Genomic DNA, 13679 nt, shown 5'->3' on the forward strand with positions numbered 1-13679 from the left:
AAACAGTTACCCCATGTTGAAAAGACATATACCGATGCAGAATAGTTCTATCCAAAAAGACCAGTGAACCTATGAAGATTCACTGGTCCTTCGTTAGAGTATAGCCTATAAAATCTGACAGAATTCAATCTGTTCTTTGGTCGGGCTTAAAATCTTGAAATAACGGCAGCCTTTCTCCCAGAACTGAGGAATCTCTTCGATGCCGTTGGTACAAACTTCATAGCCCTGATCCATACAGTATTTATAATCACTCTCAATATCATCGGAAACATAGGAGATATGATCAATCTTTCCCTGAACCTCAGGAATCAATCCGCTGCCTGGCTGATACATTTCATAAACAGTGTCTCCATTCTGCAGGAAATACACATTATTTCCGCCGCCGCCCACGAATTTGCCCTTTACGGTAAATCCAAGAACATCCTGATACCATTTTGCCGTTGTCTCAACATCGGTTACAGCGAGGCCGATATGATCCAGCTTTCTTCCTTTAATCATTTTCTTATCCTCCTTATTTTTTCGAAGAAAAATGCGACTGAGCGTTGCAGGAACAGAAGATTTTCCTCCTTTATGAAACCGCTTATGATGCCGGTTTTATTCTTTTTACAATTATATCATAACGGAACGATTTAGAAACTATAAAGTTTAACAAACTAACGCACTGTCAGGATAAATTACAGAGCTACTGATCCAGTTTAATCCCCGCCAGAAGAGAAGCCAGGCCGGTCGTTGCCTCGCCGCCCGATTTATATTCAGCCGGAGCTCTGTCCACATCCTCTACAATCGCATCCCGGTCTTCCACAGCCTTCATGCTGAGACTGATCTTACCGTCCTTGATATCAATAATCTTGACCTTAACCTCCTGACCTTCTTCCACGGCCTCCTTCGGAGATTTGATCCGCTTGCCGCAGATCTGAGAGATATGTACCAGTCCGCTTAAACCGTCTCCGATGTTGACAAAGACGCCGTAAGGCTTTAATGTCTCGATTTTTCCGGTGGTAACCAGGCCTTTCTGCAGCTTGGAAATCTTGCTTTCCTTATCCTGTTTTTCTCTGTCTCTCTCTACTTCCCGGGATGAAAGCACCAGACGGCGTTTTTCTTCGTCCACTGTGATAACAATCGCATCCACTGTTTTCCCAACCCACTCACTCAGATCTTCCACATAGTGAAGGGACAGCTGAGATGCGGGGATAAAGGCGCGGATGCCGTTTAAGTAGGTTACACAGCCGCCCTTTACTGCTTCTGCAATCTTCACAGAAAAGAGGGTACGGTCTTCGAGAGCCTTATTTAAGGCCTCCCAGGCCAGAATATCATCTGCTTTCTTCTTGGAAAGCAGGATGCGTCCGTCTCCATTATCCGTCTTTAAGACCAGACAGGTGACTTCTTCCCCATTCTGCACATCGGTACGAATAGAAAATCTGGGATCATTGCTCAGCTCCTCCAGAGGAATAACCCCCTCTGTGTAATAACCAATATCCACTGACACCTCAGACTCTGTTGCGCCGATTACCGTTCCGGTGAGCAGATCGCCCTCTGTGATGGGACGGAATGACTGCTTTAATTCATCAGCATAGTCTTCCATTGTTTCAGATGGTTCCGGGGCAGCCTCAACGTTTTGAACCGTTTCCTCTGCGGGCGGCGCAGTCTGCACATCATTCTGTTGTGCCAGATCTTCTGCAGTTTCCATTTTTGTTACATCTTCCATGTCTTCCTTACCTCCACTTTCCTTTTTATGCGAATCCTCTATATAAAATAAGTTTACGACTGATTCAAGTACGCCTCGGCGTACTTGCTGCGAGCCGTGCGTCATGCTTTGCATGACATAATACATCTGTGCGGCTCTGCAATCCGCCGGAGGCTTTATCTTGGAAGGAGACTGAGCTCCCACCAAGACGAATTTGTTATTTACCCACCACCTATAGAGATGGAAGTCTTATCTGCTTCCATGATAAATATCAGAACTATTTTACCACGAAAGGCGCAAATAATCTATGGATATTTACAGACAACTGCGGTATAATCGAACAAAACTGTGAAATCAGGAGCGGAAGGAGAAAGATACGATGCTGCAGCTGAAAATAAAACCAGTATTATATAAATTTGAGACGTGCAGAGAATTTGCGGATGAATTCCAGGTTGGGGAGGGCGATCTCATTTTGACCAACCAGTATATATATGAGCCCTGTTTCGGGAAAATGAATCTGAACGCGGATGTGATCTATCAGGAGAAATACGGGAGCGGAGAACCTTCTGATGAAATGATTGAGGCAATCTATCAGGACGTTAAGAAGTTACATACAAAGCGCATCATAGCAATAGGCGGCGGCACAGTGCTGGACATTGCCAAAATCTTTGCTCTGAAAAATGTAAGCCCGTTGCTGGATCTGATCGACGGCAGGCTGGATGTTGTGAAAGAAAAGGAATTCCTGGCTGTACCAACCACCTGCGGAACAGGAAGCGAGGTTACCTGTCTGGCTGCGGTGGAATTAAAATCACGCGGGACGAAGATTGGGTTCGGGGTGGAGGAGATGTTTGCGGATGCGGCAGTTCTGATCCCGGAGCTGCTGAAAGGGCTTCCCCTTAAGTTTTTTGCTGCAAGCTCCATCGATGCATTTATCCATGCCATTGAGTCCTACTTATCCCCCAAAGCCACCTCCTATACAGAACTGTATTCTATGGAAGCGATGCGGCTGATTCTTAACGGCTACCAGCAGATTTTCACAGAGGGGCCTGAGGCCAGGCTGGCGCTGCTGGGTGACTTTTTGACGGCCAGCAACTACGCGGGCATTGCGTTTGGAAATGCCGGCTGTGCGGCGGTACACGCCATGAGCTATCCGCTGGGAGGCAATTATCATGTTCCCCATGGAGAATCCAATTATGCCATGTTTTCCGGAGTATTCCGAACCTATATGAAGAAAGACCCCCAGGGGAAAATAGCAGACCTGAATCGGATGCTTTCCGGCTGGCTTTCCTGTAATCCAGATCAGGTATATGACAGAATTGAGGAGCTGTTTGACTACGTCCTTCCCAGGAAAGCCCTGCATGAATACGGGATGACGGAGAACGACTGCGCACTGTTTGCCGATATTGTAGTGGAGAAGCAGGTCCGCCTGACCAATAACAACTATACGGAGCTGACCAGAGAAGATTACCTGAACATTTACAGAGAACTTTATTAGACGCTGGATAACTCCCGGTCCCCGGCAGGATCGGAGAGAACGGCCGGAAAGGTACATAGATGATGGAATTTAAATTTGCTGACAGGCTGAACAGTCTGGAGGAAGGCATTTTTGCCAGATTGAATGAGAAAAAAGAAGAACTGATAAAAAGAGGGAGAACGGTATATAATCTGTCCATCGGCACTCCTGATTTTACGCCGGATGAACATGTGATGAAAGCGGTATCACAGGCTGCCATGCGGGCGGAAAACTATAAATATGCCATATCCGAACTGCCGGAGCTGATTCAGGCGATGGAGGATTTTTACCGGAAGCGTTTTGGGGTGTCTCTTGACAAAGAGGAAATTATGGCCGTCTATGGTTCCCAGGAAGGCCTGGCCCATATCGGTTTTGCTCTCTGCAATCCGGGAGACACTGTTCTGGTGCCGAATCCGGGGTATCCTATTTTCGAGGTGGGTCCGTTCCTGGCGGGAGCCAGAATGGAATATTATCCGCTTCTGGAGGAAAATGAATTTCTGCCGGATCTGGACCGTATTCCGGAAGAGACGGCCAGACGGGCAAAGTTTATGGTGGTGTCCTATCCCCTAAACCCGGTATGTGTTACTGCGCCGCCGGAATTTTATGAACGGCTGGTCCGCTTTGCAGAAAAGTATAACATTATGATTGTACATGATAATGCCTACTCAGATATTGTATATGATGGAATAAAAGGAACTTCTTTCCTGGCATTTGACGGGGCGAAAGAAGTAGGCGTGGAGTTCTACTCCCTGTCCAAGTCCTTTAATGTAACCGGCGCCCGGATTTCATTTGTAGTGGGAAATAAAGAAATGGTCGGTCAGTTCCGCAAGCTCCGTTCACAGATTGATTATGGCATCTTTCTTCCGGTACAATATGGCGCGATTGCCGCTCTGACAGGCCCGATGGATTCCGTCGCGGCCCACTGTAAGGAGTATCAGCGGCGCAGGGATGTCCTCTGCGGCGGGCTGAGAAAAATAGGCTGGCCCGTGCCGGACAGCAAGGGCTCCATGTTCGCCTGGGGGCCTATCCCGGCCCAGTATGGATCTTCAGAAGAATTCTGTATGGATCTGATGGAAAAGACAGGGGTTATTGTGGTGCCCGGAAGTGCATTTGGAACGCTGGGTGAAGGCTATGTGCGATTTGCACTGGTGAAACCGGCGGCGGAGATGGAAGAAATTGTAAGGGTAATTGAGGAAAGCGGGATATTAGGATAGGTTTTGCTTGACAAGAGATGGGGACTGTCTTAATATGCAAATAGATTCGTTCCGAGTATTCGGAATAAGTATCCAGTAAATATAGGATTGCGGCGCAGAAGAGGATCAGTACTTACCGGCACCCTGCCAGAGAGAGAATCAGAAGGTGGAAGATTCTTAAGGGGGAAAGCGGTCGGGAACCCGCCTTGGAGCCGTATGTGAGTTCCGATTTTCGGAAGTAAGCATACCGTAGCCGGCGTTAACGGATAGAGAGAGTATGGCCTGCGGCCATAAACTAGGGTGGTACCACCGAAGCTTCGGTCCCTTTTGGGGCTGGGGCTTTTTTTATTACATAGGGAAGTTTGGAAAACTTCCCTATGTAATAAAAAACCTTCCGGGGGACCGTAATCGCCGACTTTGTTCATTTAGTATAAATAAAAAGGAGATAAACAACATGGCAAACGAAAAGAAATTAGTGGAAGCAATTACCTCTATGGAGGACGATTTTGCACAATGGTATACCGACGTGGTAAAGAAGGCGGAACTTGCCGACTATTCCAGTGTGAAAGGCTGTATGATATTAAAGCCTTACGGCTATGCCATCTGGGAGAACATCCAGAAACAGCTGGACAGTATGTTTAAGGAGACCGGTGTTGAAAATGTGTATATGCCGTTATTTATTCCTGAGAGCCTGCTGGAGAGGGAAAAAGACCATGTGGAGGGCTTTGCGCCGGAAGTGGCCTGGGTAACCCACGGCGGAAGTGAAGAGCTGCAGGAACGTCTTTGCGTGAGACCTACCTCCGAAACATTGTTCTGCGACCTGTATTCCAACATTATTCAGTCCTACCGGGATCTGCCGAAATTATATAACCAGTGGTGTTCTGTTGTGCGCTGGGAGAAGACGACAAGACCGTTCCTGCGCACCACGGAGTTCTTGTGGCAGGAAGGGCATACCGCTCATGCTACAGCGGAGGAAGCGGAGGATAGAACCATTCAGATGCTGAATCTGTACGCGAGATTCTGTGAAGAATACCTGGCTATTCCGATGATTAAGGGCAGAAAAACCGATAAGGAGAAATTTGCCGGTGCGGAGGCAACTTATACGATTGAGGCGCTGATGCATGACGGAAAAGCGCTCCAGTCCGGAACCAGCCATAACTTCGGGGATGGATTCGCGAAGGCTTTCAATATTCAGTATACCGATAAGGATAATACCTTAAAATATGTTCACCAGACTTCCTGGGGGATGACTACCCGTCTCATCGGAGCTGTCATCATGGTGCATGGAGATAACAGCGGACTGATGCTGCCTCCAAGGATTGCGCCGGTTCAGGCTATGATTATTCCGATCATGCAGAAAAAAGAGGGCGTTCTTGACAAAGCGGCAGAATTGAAAGACCGTTTGACAGCTTCTGGTTTCAGGGTGAAGGTAGACGATTCCGACAAGAGCCCGGGCTGGAAATTCAGCGATCAGGAAATGAGAGGTATCCCGGTGCGCGTGGAGATCGGCCCGAAGGATATCGAGGCCGGCCAGTGTGTTGTTGTACGAAGGGATACGAGAGAGAAAATTGTAGTTTCCCTGGATGATCTGGAGAGCCGTCTCGGCCAGATTCTGGAAGAGATTCAGGCGGGGATGCTGATGCGTGCCACGAAGCACAGAGATTCCCATACCTGCACCGCGGCAACCTATGATGAATTTAAGACGGCAATTCAGGAAAAACCTGGATTTGTCAAGGCTATGTGGTGCGGAGACGAGGCCTGCGAGCTGAAAATAAAGGAAGATACGGGCGCTACTTCCCGCTGTATGCCGTTCGAGCAGGAACATGTGGCCGATACCTGCGTTTGTTGTGGAAAACCGGCCAAAACTATGGTATATTGGGGGAAAGCTTATTAAAGCTTTTCGTTATCCTGTTAGGATAAAACCCTCAGGGGGATCGCACTGCGGAGGAAGGGAATCGTGTTGCCGAAGCAACCCGCCGCAGGCGGAGAATCCCGTAAGCAGGATTCGTTGTATCAGTAAGACGGCGGAAAATAGTGCCGTCTTATTGTAATAAACCAGTGCTGCGTATGCAGCAGAAAGAAGGGTGAGGTATGGCTTTTAAAAAACTGAAAAAGAGTTTATGCCTGTTGTTAGCCGGTATCATGGTACTGGGATCTTCTGCTACGGCAGGAGCCGCAGAGACAAAAGATAACTTTAAATCGTTTGATTTTAATTCTGGGATTCCGGTACAGAGTTCTGAGATTCCGAAAATTACGGAAGAAGAGACCGAACGGTTCTTAGAGAGTTACAAAGCAGACGGCCTGAAGGCTTATGCGGATGAGACGGCAAAAGGAAAAGCGAAGACCAAAGCAGACATGCTCACAGGCCTGTATGGTGTAACCAGCGTCCAGTATGCGGTTATTAAGGACGGAAAGATGCAGTTTTCCGGTCAGTCCGGCTACACAGACCGCGCCGCGAAGAAAGCGCCGACCAAGAATACCATGTATGGTATCGGCTCGATCAGTAAGATATTTACCACAACAGCTGTACTGCAGCTGGCTGAAGAAGGTAAGGTGGATCTGGATACCCCGGTGGTAAATTATGTTCCGAAGTTTAAGATGGCGGATGCGCGGTATAAAGATATTACGGTGCGCATGCTGTTAAATCATTCCTCCGGCCTGCTGGGCAGCACTCTTGCAAATGGCATGCTATTTAAGGATGGAGATACCATCAATCACGATACATTTTTAAAACAGCTCTCGACTCAGATTCTGAAAGCTGATCCGGGTGCCTTCAGCGTTTACTGCAACGATGGCTTTACCCTGGCGGAGATTCTGGTGGAGACTGTGACTGGCAAGACTTTCTCGGACTATATCCGTGAAAATATCTGTGAACCTCTGGGTATGGACCGCACGGCAACGCCGGCTGATATCAAGTCATGGTCCTATCTTGCGGGGATCTACAGCGATGAAAAGTCAACCAAGGCTCTCCCGCCGGAAGCATTGAATATCATCGGGGCAGGCGGAATTTATTCTACCGCAGCCGATTTGTGCCAGCTGGCAACCCTGTACATGAAGAACGGGGAGCAGTTCCTTTCGAAAGAATCCGCGAAGGCCTCCATGAATGAGGAATTTGCCCGGGGTATCTGGCTGAAAGACCAGCAGGGCTTTTTCTCCTATGGTTTAGGATGGGACAGTGTATGTACATTCCCATTTGAAGACTATGGAATGCAGGCGCTGTCAAAGGGCGGTGATTCGGTATATTACCACGGGGAACTGATTGTTATTCCGGAAGAAAACCTGGCGGTTGCAGTTCTTTCCTCCGGCGGCAGCAGCTCTCTGGATCAGCTTTTCGGCCAGTCCGTACTTCTGGATTATATGAAAGAAAAAGGGCAGATTGAAGAACTGAAGGATACCAGCCGGATCTTATCCACAGATAAAGCTTCAATGCCGAAAGAGCTGGAGAATTATTCCGGAGTTTATGCCAGCACTATGGGAATTAACGCAGTCCAGATAAAGGACGGCGTACTGACTCTGGCCAGTGTCTTTGCAACAGATCCTTCCGAAGTAATTACCTGTACGTATAATAAGGACGGCGTGTTTGTGGACAGCACCGGGGCAAATTTCCTATCCTTTGAAAAGGAAGAGAACGGGGAGACCTATCTCACCAGCGGCAGTTATGTTGTCGTTCCCCAAATCGGCGATACGTTTATGTATCAGTACCAGGGACAGAAGATAGAAGAGAACCCGATCAGCGAATCGGTGGAAAAGGCATGGATGAACCGGACCGGCAAACGTTATTTCGTGCTGTCCGAGAAATACTCTTCTATAAATTATTTGGCAAGCGGTGTGCTGGCGGGTGTGAATTATTACCCTGCGCTGAAGGGCTATCTCGGCACCATGAAGATTGTAGATGAGAACAATGCCACAGCGTTCCTTCAGGTCCCGATTATGGGCGGCAGAGATCTCTCAACCGTACATTTTTATAAGAAAGACGGGAAAGAGTATTTTACAACCAACGGTATGACTGTAGTGGAAGAGGCGGGTATCGGCACTCTTTCTATAAAGTCCGGTTCTAAAGTAACGATTGGTTCCGATGGCTATGCCAAATGGTATAAGATCGGCAGTAAAGCAGCTGGAAAGACCTTGAAGGTTACCTGTCCGAAGAAAGGCGCGTTTGCTGTTTATGACAGCAATGGAGTCTGCCTCAATCATTCGTACGTATCCGGCAAGACTTCCGTGAAGCTTCCGAAGGGCGGATATGTAGTATTCGCGGCTGATAAGAATCAGAAGTTTACCTTAAAATACTAAAAGCTTAATGTTCCAGGCGGCCCGGCTGTAAAGCCGGGCTGTTTTTGTTTCGAAATTGGGGAAATAATATGATATAATATCGGTAGATATTATATCGTGCCGGAGCGCACAGCCCGCCAGGGCTGTACATTAGCGCGAAGTGCACATTGGAATGGGGAACAGTATAAAAAATAAGTGCGATAACACTTATTTTTTATACGGCTATTTGTGCCGGAGCGTCACAAATAGCTTTTATGGCAGAAGAGAAATCGTCTCCACGAATTTCTCTTCGCCCCGTCGCAATGCTCCGGAATGGGGAATAGTATGATTCGGATTGAACTGCCTAAGAAAGTAGAGGCAATTATTGATAAGCTGGAGACAAATGGATATGAAGCATTTGCGGTGGGGGGCTGTGTCCGGGACAGCGTGATGGGCCGGGAGCCCAACGACTGGGACATTACCACATCGGCCAAGCCTGCCCAGATAAAGGAGCTGTTTCCCCGGACGGTGGATACCGGTATTCAGCATGGAACGGTGACGGTTCTCATGGGCAAAGAGGGTTTTGAGGTGACAACCTACCGGATTGACGGGGAATATGAGGATCACAGGCACCCCAGGGAGGTGGAATTTACCACTAAGCTCAGGGAAGATCTGTGCAGAAGAGATTTTACCATCAACGCCATGGCCTACAGCCCCAGAGAAGGGATTGTGGATTTGTTCGGCGGGATTCATGATATGAAGCAGAGGCTGATCCGCTGTGTAGGGAATCCATCGGAGCGTTTTGAGGAAGATGCCTTGCGTATGATGCGTGCGGTCCGCTTTTCCGGACAGCTGGGCTTTGCCATTCATGAGGATACTAGAAAAGCGATGGAGGGCAGGGCGGATAATCTGCGTGATATCAGTGTGGAACGTATCCGGGAGGAACTGATCCTGCTTTTGATATCGCCGAATCCCTGGAAGCTTTTTGCTGCTCAGGAGCTTGGTATTACAGCTGTGATTCTGCCGGAGTTTGACCAGCTGGGAGAGCGGGCGGACCATGCGGTGGCCGGGATCGACAGGCTGCGCAACCTGTACCCCGAAAGGGACAAAGAGTTTTCGATTCTCTGTTTTGCCATGCTGCTGCATGAGATGAAGGAACCCAGGAAGATTCTGCGCCGGTATAAGTTTGATAATTATACTGTAGATACGGCCCTGGCGCTGATCAAATATCTGGACTATCCCTATATAGCGTCTCCTGCCGGTGTGCGCCGGGCGGTAAATGAGATCGGAGCCGGGCTTATGGATCTTTTGTTTATCTTCCAGAAGGCCCATATCCTGGTGGAGCGGCAGGGCGCTCCGGATTGCCTGGGAGAAATATCCCATATACAGGAGATCTATGAGGGGATTCTTGAAAGGGGAGAATGTACAGACTTAAAGGGCCTGGCGGTAAATGGTTCTGATCTGATTCAGGCCGGCGTGAAGCCTGGTGTGCAGATGGGAGCAATGCTGAAAGCGCTTCTGGAAATCGTGCTGGATGAGCCGGAGAAGAACCAAAAGGTAGTACTGTTATCCTATGTAAAAGAAAACAAAATATAGTAAGAAAAAGCGCCTATGGCGCTTTTTCTTATGGAAGTTGAATGGAAGAATGAAATTTTCTGCTCTTTTAAAGACCCGGGCAGACGGCAAAAAGAGCCGAAGCCAAGCAGGAATCGACACATAATACAGACGGCCTCCTCATAAGATGAAAAAGAAATGTTTACCTGGGAGGAGTTTGTCATGGATGAAAAATTAGAAGAGGTATTGGGGCAGTATGATTTCAAAGTGAATCGGGTCAGCCGCACACGGGGTGCGCTTTTATTAGATACAGACAGGGGACTGAAGCTCTGTAAAAATACAACAACTTCTCCAGCCGGGTTAGAAATGGAAAACCAGGTGAAGGAAGAACTTAAAAAAACCAGTTACTGCCGGGTAGACAGCTATGTGCCAAATCGTGAAAACAGTTTGATTACAGTGGACAGTCTGGGGGACCGTTATGTGGTGAAGGACTGGTTTGAAGGAACGGAATGTAACGTGCGGGAGATGAAGGATTTAAAAGAGGCGGCTGCCAACCTGGGACTTCTGCACGCCAGAATGAGGATAAGAAAAAGCGCGGACCTGCAGACGCTGCGGGCGGCGGAGTTGGAGGCGGATGACAGGCCTGAGAGCATTGGAGATATATTTTTAAAACATAACAGAGAATTGAAGAGGGTGTACTGGTATGTGAAAAAGAAGAAGCAGAGAAATGAATTTGAAGCTCTGTTTCTGAATCTGTTTCCGGAAGTCTATGGAAGGGCGGAAGAAGCTGCCGCGCTTTTTGCCGGGAATAACTGCGCCCTGCTGGAACGGAAGGCTCTCCAGGACGGATGTATCTGCCACGGAAATTATACATATCACAATGTTCTGATTTTAAAAGACGGTGTGGCCACGACTAATTTTGATAAATGCGGCCCGGGTCTGCAGCTGACGGATCTGTATTATTTTCTGCGGAAGGTTATGGAAAAGCATGACTGGAATATGAAGGTGGGAGATATGATCCTGGAAGAATATAACCGGAGTTATCCGCTGAGTGAGGAAGAGCTTCATCTGCTTGGCATCCTGCTCTGGTATCCGGAAAAATTCTGGAAAGTTATGAACTTTTATTATAATAAGAAAAAATCCTGGGTACCCTACCGCAACTATGAAAAATTGTTAAAAGTGCAAAAACAAACGCAAGATAAACTTTCATTTTCGGGCAAATTGTTATATAATATTTCCAACAAGCCTGCCCGTCGGGGCGGATTGCTTGTGTTTGACGGGCAGATACAGAAGGAGGACGGGGAGGGGTAAGAGCATTCTTTCCGCTTGACATCAGAAATGACTGAGGTGGTTCTGTCACTCTTCCGGTATTTTTGCATACTGCCTGTTTCAGCCTTTGCAGGAACCATGTTCGGGACCGCAGAGGTATAAGAATAGACAGGGGGTTTTTCCAATGGACTACAGAAAAATTTATGAAGAATGGTTGAACAATCCTTATTTTGACGAGAATACGAAGGCAGAACTGCGCGGGATAGCAGATAATGAGAAAGAGATAGAAGATCGGTTCTACACGGAACTGGAATTCGGTACGGCAGGACTCAGAGGTGTGATTGGTGCGGGCACCAACCGGATGAATGTCTACACGGTGCGTAAGACCACCCAGGGGCTTGCCAATTATATCGTAAAACTGAACGGACAGGAGAAAGGGGTAGCTATTGCCTATGATTCCAGAAGAATGTCACCGGAGTTTGCCAGTGAGGCGGCCCTGTGTCTGAATGCCAACGGAATCAAAGCATATATTTTTGAATCCTTAAGGCCCACGCCTGAACTGTCCTATGCGGTCCGTAAGCTGCACTGTATCGCAGGCATCAATATTACGGCCAGCCACAATCCGCCGGAGTACAACGGCTATAAAGTATACTGGGAGGACGGCGCACAGATTACGCCTCCTCATGACAGCGGAATCATGGATGAAGTAAAGGCGGTTACCGACTATAATACGGTGAAGACGATGCCGAAGGAGCAGGCGGTAAAAGACGGCCTGTATGTGGTGATCGGCAAAGATATCGACGATCCGTATATCGAGGAATTAAAGAAACAGGTTATCCATATGGACAGCATCCAGGCAGAGGGAAAGAACCTGAAAGTTGTCTATACGCCCCTTCACGGCACCGGCAATGTTCCGGTAAGACGGGTGTTAAAGGAACTGGGATTTGAGAATGTCTATGTTGTTCCGGAGCAGGAACTTCCGGACGGGGAGTTCCCTACCGTATCCTATCCGAACCCGGAAGCTGCCGAGGCGTTTGAACTGGCGCTTAAACTGGCGAAGGAGAAGGACGCCGACCTGGTTCTGGCTACCGATCCGGATGCCGACCGTCTGGGAGTATATGTAAAAGATAAGAGCGGAGAGTACATTACGCTGACCGGAAATATGTCGGGCTGCCTGCTGGCGGATTATGAACTGAGCCAGAGAAAGGCCAGGGACGGCAAGCTGCCGGAGGACGGCTGTCTGATCAAAACAATTGTAACTTCTAATATGGCGGATGCCATTGCTAAATATTATGGTGTGAAACTGATCGAAGTCCTGACCGGCTTTAAGTTCATCGGACAGCAGATCCTGGGCTTTGAGCAGAATCACAGCGGTACTTATCTCTTCGGGTTTGAAGAGAGCTACGGCTGCCTGATCGGCACTCATGCAAGAGATAAAGACGGTGTGGTTGCCACGATGGCACTCTGCGAAGCCGCAGCTTACTACAAGACGAAGAATATGACGCTCTGGGATGCCATGGTGGAGCTCTATGAGCGCTATGGTTACTATAAGGATGCTGTTAAATCCATTACACTGGCAGGAATCGAGGGAGTTGGCAAGATCCAGGCGATTATGACTGCTCTGAGGGAGAATCCCCCTGTGCAGATGGGAGGCTACAAGGTAACAGCGGTCAGAGACTATAAAGCAGATACCATCAAGGATTTGAAGACCGGCGAAGTTTCTGCAACCGGACTTCCCGCATCCAATGTTTTATATTATGATCTGGAAGGCGGCGCATGGCTCTGTGTAAGACCGTCCGGGACAGAACCCAAGATCAAGTTCTATTATGGTGTGGTGGGAACCTCACTGGAGGATGCGGATGCCAAAGGCGAAGTGATGGAAACGGACGTACAGAAGCTGGTGGATTCGATCGGCTGATTCTGGGCTGACGGGTATTTGAAATAGAATTGATTTTCTTGCGGGGTGTTACAGGGACATTGTAATACCCCGTTAATTTATCCTTCTCTGGTGTCATGGATTCCGAGGCCAGAGCCGAGCTTTGACACCCGGATCATCCTGTGCTATTTTATTACATAGGAAAGTTCTTTAAACTTTCCTATGTAATAAAAACCATCCTGGTAGGGTGCGCACTCGCGTAAGAGGAAAAAGTCAGCGAAGCTGACTACGCTCGGCGCGCAAAGTGTGCAAGCCCCTCAAGATTGAGGAGTTAGGAGAGCT

Annotated in this window: 9 protein-coding genes; 7 read left to right on the plus strand and 2 right to left on the minus strand. The window is 48.2% G+C overall.

Going from position 1 to position 13679, the window contains the following annotated elements; all coding sequences use genetic code 11:
• Nucleotides 1-105: 105 nt before the first annotated feature.
• Nucleotides 106-498, minus strand: a complete 393-nt coding sequence (locus ABCW47_RS14860; RefSeq protein WP_343210723.1) for a VOC family protein — start codon at nucleotides 496-498, stop codon at nucleotides 106-108.
• 184 nt (nucleotides 499-682) lie between these two features.
• Entirely contained in the window at nucleotides 683-1705 is a 1023-nt protein-coding gene (locus ABCW47_RS14865) for a 30S ribosomal protein S1 (protein ID WP_343210724.1), read from the minus strand.
• A 358-nt stretch (nucleotides 1706-2063) separates the two neighbouring features.
• Here ABCW47_RS14865 and ABCW47_RS14870 point away from each other — a divergent pair, with 358 nt between their 5' ends.
• The 7 genes from ABCW47_RS14870 (at nucleotide 2064) to ABCW47_RS14900 (ending at nucleotide 13379) form a co-directional block, all read left to right on the plus strand.
• Nucleotides 2064-3179, plus strand: coding sequence for a 4-hydroxybutyrate dehydrogenase (locus tag ABCW47_RS14870; protein ID WP_343210725.1), 1116 nt, complete (start codon nucleotides 2064-2066; stop codon nucleotides 3177-3179).
• 62 nt (nucleotides 3180-3241) lie between these two features.
• Nucleotides 3242-4411, plus strand: coding sequence for an aminotransferase class I/II-fold pyridoxal phosphate-dependent enzyme (locus ABCW47_RS14875; RefSeq protein WP_343210752.1), 1170 nt, complete (start codon nucleotides 3242-3244; stop codon nucleotides 4409-4411).
• Nucleotides 4412-4844: 433 nt separating this feature from the next.
• Nucleotides 4845-6284 (plus strand): proline--tRNA ligase, encoded by a 1440-nt coding sequence (gene proS / locus ABCW47_RS14880; RefSeq protein WP_343210726.1) that lies wholly within the window; start codon nucleotides 4845-4847, stop codon nucleotides 6282-6284.
• Nucleotides 6285-6481: 197 nt separating this feature from the next.
• Complete coding sequence (locus ABCW47_RS14885) at nucleotides 6482-8680, plus strand: serine hydrolase domain-containing protein (protein ID WP_343210727.1); 2199 nt, start codon at nucleotides 6482-6484, stop codon at nucleotides 8678-8680.
• A gap of 303 nt (nucleotides 8681-8983) precedes the next feature.
• Entirely contained in the window at nucleotides 8984-10234 is a 1251-nt protein-coding gene (locus tag ABCW47_RS14890) for a CCA tRNA nucleotidyltransferase (protein WP_343210728.1), read from the plus strand.
• 180 nt (nucleotides 10235-10414) lie between these two features.
• Nucleotides 10415-11503, plus strand: a complete 1089-nt coding sequence (locus ABCW47_RS14895; protein WP_343210729.1) for a CotS family spore coat protein — start codon at nucleotides 10415-10417, stop codon at nucleotides 11501-11503.
• A gap of 142 nt (nucleotides 11504-11645) precedes the next feature.
• A complete protein-coding gene (locus tag ABCW47_RS14900; RefSeq protein ID WP_343210730.1) occupies nucleotides 11646-13379 on the plus strand; it encodes a phospho-sugar mutase in 1734 nt (577 codons plus the stop codon).
• The last annotated feature ends 300 nt before the right edge of the window (nucleotides 13380-13679 follow it).

This window comes from Anaerolentibacter hominis, assembly GCF_032380675.1.
GTDB classification, from domain to species: Bacteria; Bacillota; Clostridia; order Lachnospirales; family Lachnospiraceae; genus Anaerolentibacter; species Anaerolentibacter hominis.